This is a genomic window from Paraburkholderia sp. J63 (assembly GCF_905220245.1).
Taxonomy (GTDB): Bacteria; Pseudomonadota; Gammaproteobacteria; order Burkholderiales; family Burkholderiaceae; genus Paraburkholderia.
In genome coordinates, this window is the sequence record NZ_CAJMZF010000080.1 from 1 (window position 1) to 14,454 (window position 14,454).

A 14,454-nucleotide genomic window follows, 5' to 3' on the forward strand; every position below is an offset into this window, starting at 1 on the left:
CGCGGCCGCCCCGCAAGGGGGCGGCGAAAAAATTCCCTACTTCCCGGCCAACGCCGCCAGCGGCACGGTATTCGCCATCGCCTCGTAGCCCGCATCGCTCGGGTGAATGTGATCGCCGCTGTCATATTCGCGGCGCAGGCGCAGCGGATCGGCGGGGTTGCGCAGCGCCGCATCGAAGTCCACCACACCGTCGAACGCGTGGCTCGTGCGGATCCACTCGTTCACCTTCGCACGGATCGCTTCGCGCTCCGGCGGCAGCGACGCCGGCGTGAGCGTCGCGCCAAAGATGCGCACGCCGCGCGCATGGGCCGCAGCAATTACGCGTCGATACCCGGCGATCAGGTCGTCGGCGTTCACGTGTGTATGCGGGAAATCGCAGTCGAGGCCCGAGCGGGCCGGCATCGCCTGGAAGTTGATGTCGTTGATGCCGATGAGCAGCACCGCCGCGCGCACGCCCGGGCGCAGCGCGTCGCGCTCGAAGCGCCGCTCGAGCGCCTCGCCGTAGCACGGTGAATCGCTCAACAGGCGGTTGCCGCTGATCCCCATGTCGATCACGGCCAGATTGGCGCCCTGCTCGCGCGCAAGGCGGCGCGCCAGCGCATCGGGCCAGCGCCGGTTCTCGTTGAGCGACGAACGCATGCCGTCGGTGATGGAGTCGCCGATGGCGACAATCGTCGACGCCCCCGGCGCCTCGACCGCCAGCCCCGTGACCCACGCGTATTGCGTGAAGCGCTGGGTGAACGCACCCATCGACGGATCGGCCACATGGTCGCCGGGCCGCGACACATAGTTCACCTGATTCGACACGCGGTGCCACGCGACCATGTTCTGCTGCGGCCCCATATAGGTGCTGATCGCATACGGCGCGCCGCGCTTCAGGGCGATCCGAACCGGATCGCTGTCGAGCTCGGCACCGGGCGGCAACGACACCGCCGCCCGCCCGCCGAACGTCACCCGCACCGTCTCCGCTCCGCTGACCGCCGCGCCGCCCGCCGACGGCGCAATCGCCATGGCCTCGATCACAAGCGGCGTGCGTCCGTAGAGATTACTGATATGCACACGGGCAAGCTCGCCGCCCAGCGTCGGATAGACGATCTGCCGAACCGTGCGCCCAGCGACGTCCGGCGCGCGATAGAGCGGCGGCAGCGCATCGCGCTGGGGGATGGACTGGAGCGCCGTCGCCCAGCTCGTCACCCATTGGGCGCCGGAAGGCTGTTCGGCAAAGGCCGGTGCGGAAAAAACGAGCGAGGCGAGCAGCGCGGCGCCGGCCGCGAGGGGGGCAAGGGAAATCTTCATCCGGGAGCGAAGTCAGGGAGTGCAGGGGAAGTGAGCGGGCAAAGCGCCCATTGTGCCCCATCGCCCGTGCTGGAACCTTCCATCGTCCTGACGAAAGCCACGGTGGCCACGGCTACCACAACGGCCACGGCGCGAGCCACGCTGAAAATCCACAATAACCGGCCGTCGATCCGCTAAAACTCAAAGCGAGGCTCCCAGCCCTCTTTTGAGGCTCGAGCCCTTTTTGATAAGGCGCAAAAAATTGATTTACCGACCGGTCGGTTGGTTTATACTGCGCCATACCCAACACTGACGAGAGCGTCTCCATGTACACGCAATCCCTCGACATTCCCGGCAATGTCGCCCCGCTCGATGCGGACGCGGCCTCGCCAGAACAAGCGCAATTCGACGCCATCATGGCCGCGGACGGCAAGATCGAGCCGCAGGACTGGATGCCCGAAGCCTACCGCAAGACGCTCGTGCGCCAGATTTCGCAGCACGCGCACTCGGAAGTGGTCGGCATGCTGCCCGAGGGCAACTGGATTTCGCGCGCGCCGAGCCTCAAGCGCAAGGCGATCCTGCTCGCCAAGGTCCAGGACGAAGCGGGCCACGGCCTCTATCTGTATAGCGCGGCGGAAACGCTCGGCGTTTCGCGCGATCAGTTGGTGGACGCGCTCCACGCGGGCAAGGCCAAGTATTCGAGCATCTTCAATTACCCGACGCCCACGTGGGCCGACGTCGGCGTGATCGGCTGGCTCGTCGACGGCGCCGCGATCATGAACCAGATCCCGCTGTGCCGCTGCACCTACGGGCCGTACGCGCGCGCGATGATCCGCATCTGCAAGGAAGAGTCGTTCCACCAGCGCCAGGGCTTCGACGCCCTGCTCGCCATGATGAAAGGCACCGAAGCGCAGCGCGAGCTGGTCCAGCAAGCCGTGAACCGCTGGTGGTGGCCGGTGCTGATGATGTTCGGTCCGAGCGATGCCGATTCGGTCCATAGCAATCAGTCGGCCAAATGGGGGATCAAGCGCATCTCGAACGACGACCTGCGCCAGAAGTTCGTCGATGCGACGGTCGAGCAGGCCAAGGTGCTCGGCGTCACGCTGCCCGACGCCGATCTGAAATGGAACGAGGCGCGCGGCCACTACGACTACGGCACGATCGACTGGGAAGAATTCTGGCGCGTCGTGAATGGCGACGGCCCGTGCAACCGCGAGCGCCTCGGCACGCGCGTGAAGGCGCACAACGAAGGCGCGTGGGTGCGCGAAGCCGCCCTCGCCCATGCCGAAAAGCAGCGTCAGCGCGCCGAAAAGCACGCCGCGTAACCCAAACATTGGAAGCAAGAAGGAGATCCACGATGAACAAGGAATGGCCGATCTGGGAAGTGTTCGTGCGCAGCAAGCAGGGCCTCGACCACAAGCACTGCGGCAGCCTGCACGCCTCCGACGCCTCGATGGCGCTGCGCATGGCGCGCGACGTCTACACGCGCCGCCAGGAAGGCGTGAGCATCTGGGTGGTGCCGTCGTCGGCGATCACAGCGTCGGATCCGAGCGAGAAGGCCGAGCTGTTCGAGCCGGCCGGCGACAAGATCTATCGCCACCCGACGTTCTACACGCTGCCCGACGAAGTCAACCACATGTAAGAGCGCCCACATGACGACGCCCACGCAAGAACACCTCGCGTACGTGCTGCGCCTCGCCGACACGGCGCTGATCCTCGGTCAGCGCAATACGGAATGGTGCGGTCACGGCCCGATCCTCGAAGAAGACATCGCGCTCGCCAACATGAGCCTCGACCTCATCGGCCAGGCGCGCCTGCTCTACACGCACGCAGCCACGCTCGAAAAGGCCCTCACCGGCCGCGAGCGCACCGAGGACGATTACGCCTACTTCCGCGCCGAGCGCGAGTTCGCGAACTACACGCTCGCGGAGCTGCCGCACTTCGGCCCGCTCGTCGGCACGACGCATTCGTCGAACGACTACGCCGTGACGATCGTGCGCAACTTCCTCTATGCCTCGCTGATGGCGCACCTGTGGACCGCGCTGCTGCGTTCCGCCGATCCGCAGCTGGCCGCGATCGCCGAGCGCTCGATCAAGGAAACGCGCTACCACGTGCATCACGCGCGCGAATGGCTGATCCGCTTCGGCGACGGCACCGACGAGTCGCACGCGCGCGCCCAGGCCGCACTCGACTGGCTGATGCCGTACACGCGCGAATTCTTCAGCACCGACGCCGTGGAAGCCGCCGTGGCCGAAGCCGGCATCGCGCCGCTTGCCGCGCAGCTCGAAGCCGCGTGGCGCGCCGACGTGGAAGCCGCGCTCGAAGAAGCGACGCTCGTCACGCCCGCGCCGGTCAAGCACGTCACGACCGGCAAGCTCGGCGAGCACTCGGAGCACATGGGCTACGTGCTCGCCGAGATGCAGAGCCTCGCGCGCCAGCACCCGGACGGGCGCTGGTAAGTCCCCACGCAGGAATAGAGGAAGTCACGATGCAAGCGACAGCAGATCACGCGCTCGAGCGCGCCTGGGCGGTGCTGGAATCGGTGCCCGATCCGGAGATCCCGGTCGTGTCGATCCGCGAGCTCGGCATCCTGCGCGACGTGCGACGCGCCGCCGACGGCCAGCTCGAAGTGGTCATCACGCCCACTTATTCCGGCTGCCCGGCGATGTCGCAAATCGCCGAGGACGTCGCGCACGCGCTCGACATCGCCGAACTCGCGCCGTACCGCATCGCGACCACCTTGACGCCGGCGTGGACTACCGACTGGATCACCGACGAAGCGCGCGAGAAGCTGCGCGCCTATGGCATCGCGCCGCCCACGGGCAACTGCGGCGGCGGCGCGGGCCACGGCCCGGCCGAACAGCCGATCACGTTCATGCCGAAGCCGCTGCCCGCGCCCGCCTGCCCGCACTGCGGCTCGCACCATACCGAACGCCTCGCGCAATTCGGCTCGACCGCATGCAAGGCGCTCTACCGCTGCATCGACTGCCGCGAACCCTTCGACTACTTCAAACCGTACTGATATGGCCACTCCGCAATTCCATTCGCTGCGCATCCGCGAAGTGCGGCCCGAAACCGCGGACGCGGTCTCCGTCGCTTTCGAAGTCCCGCCCGAGCTGCGCGAGGCGTTCCGCTTCACCCAGGGGCAATTCGTCACGCTCAAGACCCACATCGAAGGCGAAGAGACGCGCCGTTCGTACTCGATCTGCGTCGGCGTGACCGACTACGACCGCGACGGCGAACTGCGCATCGGCATCAAGCGCGTGCGCGGCGGCCGCTTCTCGAACTTCGCGTTCGATCAGCTCGCGCCGGGCCACGAGATCGACGTGATGACGCCCGACGGGCGCTTCTTCACGCACCTGAACGCCGAGCACGGCAAGCACTACGTGGCGTTCTCGGGCGGCTCGGGCATCACGCCGGTGCTCGCGATCGTCAAGACGACGCTCGAAACCGAGCCGCGCAGCGCGTTCACGCTGGTCTACGGCAATCGCAGCGTTGACCAGATCATGTTCGCCGAAGAGCTCGAAGACCTGAAGAACCGCTTCATGGACCGCTTCAGGCTCTATCACGTGCTCTCCGACGACCTCCAGGACGTCGAGCTCTTCAACGGCGTGCTCGATCAGGCCAAGTGCGCGGAGTTCCTCGCGACGCTGCTGCCGGCCGACGAAATCGACGAAGCGTTCATTTGCGGCCCCGGCCCGATGATGGACGCCGCCGAAGCCGCGCTCAAGGAAGCGGGCGTGCCGCAGCAGAAAGTGCACGTCGAGCGTTTCGGCTCGCCGCTGCCGCAGGCGGGCGTGCCGGCGGTCGAGATCACCGAAAACACCCCGGCCGCCGATCTGGAAATCGTCATCGACGGCAAGAAGCGCAAGCTGCGTCTGCCCTACGAGGGCGTGAGCCTGCTCGACGTGGGCCTGAAGGCCGGGCTCGCGCTGCCTTACGCATGCAAGGGCGGCGTATGCTGCACCTGCCGCGCGAAGGTGCTCGAGGGCGAAGTGAAGATGGACAAAAACTACACGCTCGAAGAGCAGGAAGTGAAGGACGGCTTCGTGCTCACCTGCCAGTGCCATCCGGTCAGCGAGCGCGTGGTCGTGAGCTTCGACGAGCGCTGATGAACGCGGCGGAGCCGGCTCGCGAGCCGCGACGCCGCCCGCTCCTGTGCGACATCAGGAATACACCTTAGAGCAACGACACGCTTTCGGCCCTCCGGCGATCCGCTTACACTAGGGGCCGCCCGCCGGTGTTGCAGCGCAGCGCTGCAGCTCCGCGGGCGGCCCCTTTTGTCTTTTGCGCGCTTTCGGGCGCCTTCGGCGTTCAAGGTGAACGCAACGAGTTGTCGATGACCACGATCCACCTCATCCACGGCGAGCCGGCAGCGGCCGCGCTGCGTCAGGCCCTGCAGGCCCGGGAAGCTGAGCGCCGGGCCGAAACCGCCCTCGCGGCGGCGCCGGCCGAACGCGTCATCGCGCTGGCCGACGACCTGACGGTCGGGCCGCTGCGCGACATCGACGAGGCGGGCAATCCGGGCGCCGTCCAGCGCGCGGCGTTCTGGCAACGCCTTGGCGGTGTGTCCGAGACGCTCGCGCAGGACGACTGCGCGGCGCTCGCCGCCGTGGAGGCCGCCGACGCCCACGTGGTGATCTGGCACACGCACGACGCCGCCGACCAGCTCGCATTGCGCCGCATCTGCTACCGCCTGCGCACGGCGCCCCAGCGCCTGAACGAGGTGCGGCTCGCGGCCGGCGACCTCAGCGGTCCGCCCGACGCCGCCGCGAGCCGCCTGCACGCACGTCTGCCCGACGCCGCGCCGATCTCGGTGCTGCGCATCACGCGGCTCGCGCTCGAATGGCAGGAAGCGAAATTCGCCAACGGCGAGATGCGCCGCTGGCGCGACAACACGTTCACGAGCGGCACCTGGGCCGATCTCGACGCCTTGATCCTCGAGATCCTCGACGCAGCCCCGCCGGTCAACCCGCCCGCCGCCGCCGGCGCGCCCTGGCTCGCATGCGACACGCTCGGCGCGGCGCTCGTGCGCGGCGGCGCGGGCTTCACGGTCGGCGAGCCGGTGGTGCTCTGGCGTCTGCGCGAACTGGCCTCGGCCGGTGAACTACGCCTGCGCGACGACATGTGCGCGGCCCGCGCAAGCACCGCCGGAACCGGCGAAGGCGCCGCAGCTCATCGCTCACACACCGCGCTCCCCCACACTGCTGCCCACCTTTCCCTTCCCCGCTGACACGCCATGGCCCGCACCCGAGCGCCCGACCACGAAACGCAACGCGACCAGATCCTCGAGCTCGCAGCCGCCAAGTTCGCGCAGACGAGCTACCCGAGCACGTCGATGTCCGATCTCGCGGCGGCCAGCGGGACCTCGAAGGCGCGCCTCTACCACTATTACGAGAGCAAGGAAGCCATCCTCTTCGATCTGCTCGACCGCTACACGAAGCGGCTGATGCTCATCATTGCCGAGGTCGAGGGCGCCAGCCAGCGGCGGGGCCTCGACGAGCGCGAGACGTTCGCGGAGCTGGTCCGCGCCTTCCTCACCGAATACGAGACTTCGCACAGCCGCCATGTGGCCCTGCTCAACGACGTGAAGTATCTGGTCGACGCGCAGCGCGAGATCGTTCTGAACCGCCAGCGCGACGTGGTCGCCGCCTTCACGCGCCAGCTCGCCCGCGCCTATCCGGGCCGCGTCACGACCGAAAACCAGACGTCGCTGACCATGATGGTGTTCGGCATGATCAACTGGACCTTCACCTGGCTCAAGCCGGGCGGCCGCATGGGTTATCGGGACTTCGCCGAGCAGGTCATCGAGGTGATCGACCATGGCCTGAAGGCTGCCTGAGGACACTTGAAGGCACCTGCGGAGCGTCGATTTCTCAGATCAAATTGATGCAACGCAATAAGATGTGCCGACACAACAGTTGACGCATCAATCTATCCAAAAAACATAATCGTTAAAAATCAAAGACTTGCGCGTCTAATCTTGGCGATTAGACGCAACCCTCAGATTCAGAATACGGGTTTTCCCTAGATCGACCCCAGGGTTTCCGCTAGAATCCGTTTTGCGTTGCATCATGCATGCGCCGCACTCGCATTCCAGGGAGAACCCATCATGAACAAGCATTCGACCCCAACCAACGAGCCGATCCTGCCGTCCGGCCGCTCGCTGTCGTCCGGTCAAACGCCCGCCATGGTGCGTGTCCTCACCTCCGCCGATCGCGAACGCCTGCTCACGCACTTTCTCGCGCTCGAGATTGACGACCGCCTGCTGCGTTTCGGCCAGGCCGCACCGGACCACGTGATCGAGAACTACGTCCGCTCGATGGACTTCACGCGCGACACGGTGTTCGGCGTGTTCGACCATCAGCTGCAGCTCGTGGGCGTCGGCCATCTGGCCTATCTGCCCGCCGACGGCAACGGCCGCACGGCCGAGTTCGGCGTCTCCGTGCTCGAAAGCGCGCGCGGTCAGGGCATCGGCACGAAGCTGTTCGAGCGCGCCGCCATCCGCAGCCGCAATACGCACGTCACTACGCTCTACATGCACTGCCTGTCGCGCAACTCCACGATGATGCACATCGCGAAGAAGTCGGGCATGAAGATCGAGTACGCCTACGGCGAAGCCGACGCGTATCTCTCGCTCGAACCCGCAGACCAGACCAGCATCATCGCGGAAATGCTCCAGGAGCAGGCCGCCGTGTTCGACTACGCGCTCAAGCGCCAGGCCCGCCAGGCGTCCCGTCTGATCGAGACGATCCTCCCGCAAGCGGTTGCGGCATGACTCCTGCCACGAAGCTGGCCCCGACTTTAGCCCCATAGGGTGAAGTAAAGCGAAAAAAGCGGCTTCGGCCGCTTTTTTATGTCCGGCAAGCGGTGCGGTCGGCGGGCGCAGGCTCACCGCGCGCAACCTACAAGATAGGCAGCGCCGTGGTCTCCTTGAACGTCTGGAGCGAAAAGCTCGACTTCACGTCGATCACCGACGGGTGATGGAGCAACTGGTCCTGCACGAAGCGCGAGAAGTGCGCCATGTCCTCCACCTGCACGCGCAGCAGGAAATCCATGTCGCCCGTCATCGCGTGGCACGCCACCACTTCCGGCCAGGTCTGCACCGCGGCCCGAAACAGCTCGGCATGCGTGACCCCTTCGCGCCCCGCCGCCGTGGGCCCGCGCTTTTCCAGCCGCACATTCACATAGGCCAGCAAGTCGAGCCCCAGCTTCTGCGCGTCGAGCAGCGCGACATAGCCGCGTATCACGCCGGCTTCCTCCAGCCGCCGGATGCGCCTCAAGCACGGGCTCGGCGAGAGATTCACGCGCTCGGCAATCTCCTGATTCGAGAGCCGGCCATTCTCCTGAAGGATTGCCAGAATCCGCCGGTCAATCGCGTCCAATTCGACGTTCGCCATTTCCTGCCATCCAATGTCCAAGTAAAGGCAGTTTATAGCGCAAATAGCCGATCGCGCGACCCAACTCGCAAGCTTTCGCCCAATCTGGACAGCTACACTTTGCCGCACGACATCAGCATTCCGCGATCGCACCTAGGAGACAACCATGCAAGTCCCCCACTGGGAGAACCCCGTCGGCACCGACGGCTTCGAGTTCATCGAATACACCGCGCCGGACCCCAAGGCGCTCGGCCAGCTGTTCGAACGCATGGGCTTCACCGCCGTGGCGCGCCATCGCCATAAGGACGTGACGCTCTATCGCCAGGGCGACATCAACTTCATCGTCAATGGCGAGCCGGATTCGTTCGCGCAACGCTTCGCACGCCTGCATGGCCCGTCGATCTGCGCGATCGCGTTCCGCGTGCAGGACGCCGCCAAGGCCTACAAGCACGCGCTCGAACTGGGCGCATGGGGCTTCGACAACAAGACCGGCCCGATGGAGCTGAACATCCCGGCCATCAAGGGCATCGGCGATTCGCTCATCTATTTCGTCGACCGCTGGCGCGGCAAGAACGGTGCGGCGCCGGCCAGCATCGGCGACATCAGCATCTATGACGTCGACTTCGAGCCGATTCCGGGCGCCGAGCAGAACCCGGTCGGCCATGGCCTCACCTACATCGACCATCTCACGCACAACGTGCATCGCGGCCGCATGAACGAATGGGCGGAGTTCTACGAACGCCTCTTCAACTTCCGCGAAATCCGCTACTTCGACATCGAAGGCAAGGTGACGGGCGTGAAGTCGAAGGCGATGACCTCGCCGTGCGGCAAGATCCGCATTCCGATCAACGAGGAAGGCGGCGACACAGCCGGCCAGATCCAGGAATATCTGGACGCGTACCACGGCGAAGGCATTCAGCACATCGCGCTCGGCACCAACGACATCTACGGCACCGTGGACGGCCTGCGCGCCTCGCAGATCGCGCTGCTCGATACGATCGACACGTATTACGAGCTCGTGAACCGCCGCGTTCCGAACCACGGCGAGCCGCTGGACGAGCTGAAGAAGCGCAAGATCCTGATCGACGGGATGCCCGAGGACCTGCTGCTGCAGATCTTCACCGAGAACCAGATCGGCCCGATCTTCTTCGAGATCATTCAGCGCAAGGGCAATCAGGGCTTCGGCGAAGGCAACTTCAAGGCACTGTTCGAGTCGATCGAGCTCGACCAGATCCGCCGCGGCGTGGTGAAGGACAAGGCCTAAGCATCGCGAAGTTTCGCGATTGAATAGGCAAAAAGGGCGAAGATCGCACGATCTTCGCCCTTTTTAGTTTTGGAATCCGTCACCGCACACCTCGGCAACGGACTCATATGAGTGGAATGCTGCGCGGATCAGCGCGGCATTGCGATTAACGTTTGACGCTCTGTTCGCCCTGCGCCGCCGGGATGGCGGCGCTCGAGTCAGCCTTCGCGCACAGCGTGTACTGCGCGCACGAGGTCGAGGCATTCGTGCCGCTCTGGGTGCGGGCATTCGAATGCAGCGGCGCGCTCATGGCGAAGAACGCGGCCGAGACCGTCAGGAAGGTCTGGATATGTCGATTGTTCATGTGGTACTCCTTTTTTCAGACTGCCTGTCACTGCGCAATGCCGCGTTCGCGCCCTGAATAGGACGGGGCGCGTCGCGGTTCGCACAGGTGAGGGAGTTAGACAGGATATTCAAGAGCGGTTCCGCCCCGGTGCAACTTTTACACGTTGTTACCGGGTCACCAACTCGGATACATCCTTTGTTACACAGGTCCTTCAGGGCTCTTACGGCCCTGCAGAACAACGCCTGACAGAGCATGACGGCGCGCATGATTCATGCAGGGTTTCCCGTGGAGGCGGCGGGTTTGCCCGAGTGCTACCATCGATTAAAAGAAGCCATGATGGCGAGCCCCGGCCAAAGCGTTCACAAGACGCCGCGGCCATGAAGTTCTGGCGATCCCACAACGGATTGGTTGGATGGAGGAAGACACATAATGAATGCCCCGCTAGACGCAGGTCAGCGCGCAACGCTTACAGCCGCACTCGCTTCCGTCACGCTCGACGACAAATACACCCTCGAACGCGGCCGCGCGTACATGAGCGGCATCCAGGCGCTGGTGCGCTTGCCGATGCTGCAGCAGGAACGCGACAAGGCCGCCGGCCTCAATACCGCGGGGTTCATCTCAGGCTATCGCGGCTCGCCACTGGGCGGCCTCGACCAGTCCCTCTGGAAGGCCAAGCAGCATCTCGCCGCCCATCAAATCGTCTTTCAGCCCGGCGTCAATGAAGACCTCGCCGCGACCGCCGTGTGGGGCTCGCAGCAGGTGAACCTGTACCCGTCGGCCAAATACGATGGCGTGTTCTCGATGTGGTACGGCAAGGGCCCCGGCGTCGACCGCTGCGGCGACGTGTTCAAGCACGGCAATTCCGCCGGCTCGTCGCCTCACGGTGGCGTGCTCGTGCTCGCCGGCGACGACCATGCGGCCAAGTCGTCGACGCTCGCGCACCAGTCCGAGCATATCTTCAAGGCCTGCGGCCTGCCGGTGCTGTTCCCCTCGAACGTCCAGGAATATCTCGACTTCGGGCTGCACGGTTGGGCGATGAGCCGCTACTCGGGCCTCTGGGTCGCGATGAAGTGCGTGACCGACGTGGTCGAATCGTCGGCGTCGGTCGAGATCGATCCGCATCGCACCAGCATCATCCTGCCCGAAGACTTCGCGATGCCCGAGGGCGGCCTGAACATCCGCTGGCCCGATCCGCCGCTCGTGCAGGAAGCGCGTCTGCTCGACTACAAGTGGTACGCAGGGCTCGCCTACGTGCGCGCCAACAAGCTCGATCGCATCGAGATCGATTCGCCGCATGCGCGCTTCGGCATCATCACGGGCGGCAAGGCTTATCTCGACGTGCGCCAGGCGCTCACCGACCTCGGCCTCGACGACGAAACCTGCTCGCGCATCGGCCTGCGGCTCTACAAGGTCGGCTGCGTGTGGCCGCTCGAAGCCCAGGGCGCGCATGCGTTCGCGCGCGGGCTCGAAGAGATTCTCGTGGTCGAGGAAAAGCGCCAGATCCTCGAATACGCGATCAAGGAGGAGCTCTACAACTGGCCCGACGCGCAGCGCCCGCGCGTCTACGGCAAGTTCGACGAAAAGGACGGCGCCGGCGGCGAATGGTCGGTGCCGATGGGCAACTGGCTCCTGCCCGCGCACTACGAGCTCTCGCCCGCGATCATCGCCAAGGCCATCGCCACGCGTCTGGACAAGTTCGAGATGCCCTCCGACGTGCGTGCGCGCATTGCTTCGCGCATCGCCGTGATCGAGGCGAAGGAGAAGGCGCTCGCGAAGCCGCGCGTGCAGGCCGAGCGCAAGCCATGGTTCTGCTCGGGCTGCCCGCACAACACGTCGACCAACGTGCCCGAAGGCTCGCGCGCGATGGCCGGCATCGGCTGCCACTACATGACCGTGTGGATGGACCGCAGCACGAGCACCTTCAGCCAGATGGGCGGCGAAGGCGTGGCGTGGGTCGGCCAGGCGCCGTTCACGAACGACAAGCACGTGTTCGCGAACCTCGGCGACGGCACCTATTTCCACTCGGGCCTGCTCGCGATCCGCGCGGCGATCGCCTCGAAAGCGAACATCACCTACAAGATCCTCTACAACGACGCGGTCGCGATGACGGGCGGCCAGCCCGTGGACGGCGTGCTCACGGTGCCGCAGATCACGCACCAGCTCGCCGCCGAAGGCGCGGCGAAGATCGTGATCGTGACCGACGAGCCCGCGAAGTACGAGGGCGTGACCTCGCTCGCGCCGGGCGTGACGATCCATCACCGCGACCAGCTAGACGCGATCCAGCGCGAGCTGCGCGAGATTCCCGGCACGTCCATCCTGATTTACGACCAGACCTGCGCGACCGAGAAGCGCCGCCGCCGCAAGCGCGGCACGTATCCCGATCCGGCGAAGCGCGTCGTCATCAACGAGGCCGTCTGCGAAGGCTGCGGCGACTGCTCGGTGCAGTCGAACTGCCTTTCGGTCGAACCGCTCGACACCGAATACGGCACGAAGCGCCAGATCAACCAGTCCACCTGCAACAAGGACTTCTCGTGCGTGAAGGGCTTCTGCCCGAGCTTCGTCACGGTCGAAGGCGGCCAGTTGCGCAAGCCGAAGTCGAACACGGTCGTCGGCGACGCGATGCCGCCCGTGCCGATGCCCGACGTGCCCGCGATCGCCCAGCCCTACGGCGTGCTCGTGACGGGCGTAGGGGGCACCGGTGTCGTGACGATCGGCGCGCTGCTCGGCATGGCCGCGCACCTCGAAGCGAAGGGCGTGACGGTGCTCGACGTGACCGGCCTCGCGCAAAAAGGCGGCGCGGTGATGAGCCACGTGCAGATCGCCAATCGCCCGGCCGACATTCACGCAACGCGCATCGCCATGGGCGAGGCGAAGCTCGTGATCGGCTGCGACGCCATCGTGACCGCCGGCGACGACTGCGTCTCGCGCATGCACGAAGGCCTGACGCATGTCGTGCTCAACAGCACGCCCACGCCCACGGCCGAGTTCATCAAGAACCCGCAGTGGCAGTTCCCGGGCTCCAACACCGAAGCCGACGTGCGCGCGGCGGCCGGCGCCGACAACGTCGCCACCGTCGATGCGAACCGCTATGCGCTCGCGCTGCTCGGCGACGCGATCTACACGAACCCGTTCGTGCTCGGCTACGCCTGGCAGCGCGGCTGGCTGCCGCTCACGCACGAATCGCTCACGCGCGCGATCGAGCTCAATGCGGTGCAGGTCGAGAAGAACCTCGCGGCGTTCGAATGGGGCCGCCGCGTCGCGCACGATCGCGAGGCCGTGGACCGGCTCGTGAAGCGGCCCGCACAGGACACCGATGCCACCGGCGCGAAGATCGTTTCGCTGCATACGCCCAAGGCGCTCGACGCGCTCATCGAAAAGCGCGCGCAGTATCTCGCCGCGTATCAGAACGAGGCTTACGCGCAGCGCTATCGCGCGTTCGTCGACGAGGTGCGGCGCGCCGAAGCGAAGCTCGACCGCCCCGATGGCGGCCTGAACGGTCAGCCGCTCACCGAAGCCGTGGCGAAGAACCTGCACAAGCTGATGGCGTACAAGGACGAGTACGAGGTCGCGCGCCTCTATGCGGACCCGGCGTTCGTCGAAAAGCTGAAGGCGAGTTTCGAGGGCGACTGGAAGCTCAATTTCCATCTCGCGCCGCCGTCGTTCGCGAAGCACGACGACAAGGGCCATCTGGTGAAGAAGCAATACGGCCCGCGCATGCTCACGGCCTTGCGCGTGCTCGCGAAGCTCAAGTTCCTGCGCGGCACGGCGCTCGATCCGTTTGCCCGTACCGAGGAACGCCGTCACGAGCGCGCGCTGATCGGCGAGTACGAGGCGCTCGTGCGCGAAATCATCGGCGGATTGAGCGAGGCGAATCTCCCGCTCGCGCTCGAACTCGCGAATCTGCCCGATGCGATTCGCGGCTACGGCCACGTGAAGGAGAACAACCTCAAGGCCACGCGCGCGAAGTGGACGACGCTGCTCGCGACGTGGCGCTCGCCGGAGAACGGGGCGGCGCGCCACGCGGCTTGATCCAGCTTTGATCGACGTCTTCGCGATGAAGCCGTAAAAAACGAAGGGCGCTCCGCCAAAAGCGGAGCGCCCTTCTCATTCGTGCGGCCAGTGGCGCGTCGCAACGCCCCGCCGCCTCAACGACCTCTAAAAGCCGCGCTTAACGCGCAGCCTTGTTCACGGCGGCGTTCGCCGAAGCCACG

Annotated in this window: 13 protein-coding genes; 10 read left to right on the plus strand and 3 right to left on the minus strand. The window is 65.7% G+C overall.

Annotation, left to right across the window (positions count from 1 at the left end):
* Window positions 1-36: 36 nt before the first annotated feature.
* A complete protein-coding gene (locus U5775_RS37540; RefSeq protein WP_322063191.1) occupies window positions 37-1,296 on the minus strand; it encodes an SGNH/GDSL hydrolase family protein in 1,260 nt (419 codons plus the stop codon).
* A gap of 305 nt (window positions 1,297-1,601) precedes the next feature.
* Between U5775_RS37540 and paaA the strand changes: the two genes are divergently transcribed.
* The 8 genes from paaA to U5775_RS37580 all read left to right on the plus strand — a co-directional run bounded on the left by paaA (window position 1,602) and on the right by U5775_RS37580 (window position 8,053).
* Entirely contained in the window at window positions 1,602-2,600 is a 999-nt protein-coding gene (paaA, locus tag U5775_RS37545) for a 1,2-phenylacetyl-CoA epoxidase subunit PaaA (protein WP_322063192.1), read from the plus strand.
* A 32-nt stretch (window positions 2,601-2,632) separates the two neighbouring features.
* On the plus strand, window positions 2,633-2,917 hold the full coding sequence (gene paaB, locus U5775_RS37550; protein WP_028221708.1) for a 1,2-phenylacetyl-CoA epoxidase subunit PaaB: 285 nt from the start codon (window positions 2,633-2,635) through the stop codon (window positions 2,915-2,917).
* Window positions 2,918-2,927: 10 nt separating this feature from the next.
* A complete protein-coding gene (gene paaC / locus U5775_RS37555; protein WP_322063193.1) occupies window positions 2,928-3,734 on the plus strand; it encodes a 1,2-phenylacetyl-CoA epoxidase subunit PaaC in 807 nt (268 codons plus the stop codon).
* Between the two features lie 29 nt (window positions 3,735-3,763).
* The gene (gene paaD / locus U5775_RS37560) at window positions 3,764-4,297 is read left to right on the plus strand and encodes a 1,2-phenylacetyl-CoA epoxidase subunit PaaD (RefSeq protein WP_322063194.1); all 534 of its coding nucleotides are present in this window, start codon (window positions 3,764-3,766) and stop codon (window positions 4,295-4,297) included.
* 1 nt (window position 4,298) lies between these two features.
* Entirely contained in the window at window positions 4,299-5,387 is a 1,089-nt protein-coding gene (gene paaE / locus U5775_RS37565; protein WP_322063195.1) for a 1,2-phenylacetyl-CoA epoxidase subunit PaaE, read from the plus strand.
* A 227-nt stretch (window positions 5,388-5,614) separates the two neighbouring features.
* Complete coding sequence (locus U5775_RS37570) at window positions 5,615-6,508, plus strand: DUF1835 domain-containing protein (protein WP_322063196.1); 894 nt, start codon at window positions 5,615-5,617, stop codon at window positions 6,506-6,508.
* 6 nt (window positions 6,509-6,514) lie between these two features.
* The gene (locus U5775_RS37575) at window positions 6,515-7,117 is read left to right on the plus strand and encodes a TetR/AcrR family transcriptional regulator (RefSeq protein ID WP_322063197.1); all 603 of its coding nucleotides are present in this window, start codon (window positions 6,515-6,517) and stop codon (window positions 7,115-7,117) included.
* Window positions 7,118-7,387: 270 nt separating this feature from the next.
* Window positions 7,388-8,053, plus strand: coding sequence for a GNAT family protein (locus U5775_RS37580; protein ID WP_322063198.1), 666 nt, complete (start codon window positions 7,388-7,390; stop codon window positions 8,051-8,053).
* A 127-nt stretch (window positions 8,054-8,180) separates the two neighbouring features.
* On the opposite strand, the gene U5775_RS37585 is transcribed toward U5775_RS37580, so the two are convergent.
* Window positions 8,181-8,675: an Lrp/AsnC family transcriptional regulator gene (locus U5775_RS37585; RefSeq protein WP_322063199.1), complete on the minus strand. Its 495-nt coding sequence runs from the start codon at window positions 8,673-8,675 to the stop codon at window positions 8,181-8,183.
* A 145-nt stretch (window positions 8,676-8,820) separates the two neighbouring features.
* Here U5775_RS37585 and hppD point away from each other — a divergent pair, with 145 nt between their 5' ends.
* Window positions 8,821-9,918, plus strand: coding sequence for a 4-hydroxyphenylpyruvate dioxygenase (gene hppD, locus U5775_RS37590; RefSeq protein WP_322063200.1), 1,098 nt, complete (start codon window positions 8,821-8,823; stop codon window positions 9,916-9,918).
* Between the two features lie 145 nt (window positions 9,919-10,063).
* On the opposite strand, the gene U5775_RS37595 is transcribed toward hppD, so the two are convergent.
* Complete coding sequence (locus U5775_RS37595) at window positions 10,064-10,261, minus strand: hypothetical protein (RefSeq protein WP_322063201.1); 198 nt, start codon at window positions 10,259-10,261, stop codon at window positions 10,064-10,066.
* Window positions 10,262-10,672: 411 nt separating this feature from the next.
* On the opposite strand from U5775_RS37595, the gene U5775_RS37600 reads away from it, so the two are divergent.
* On the plus strand, window positions 10,673-14,272 hold the full coding sequence (locus tag U5775_RS37600) for an indolepyruvate ferredoxin oxidoreductase family protein (protein ID WP_322063202.1): 3,600 nt from the start codon (window positions 10,673-10,675) through the stop codon (window positions 14,270-14,272).
* Window positions 14,273-14,454: the final 182 nt, after the last annotated feature.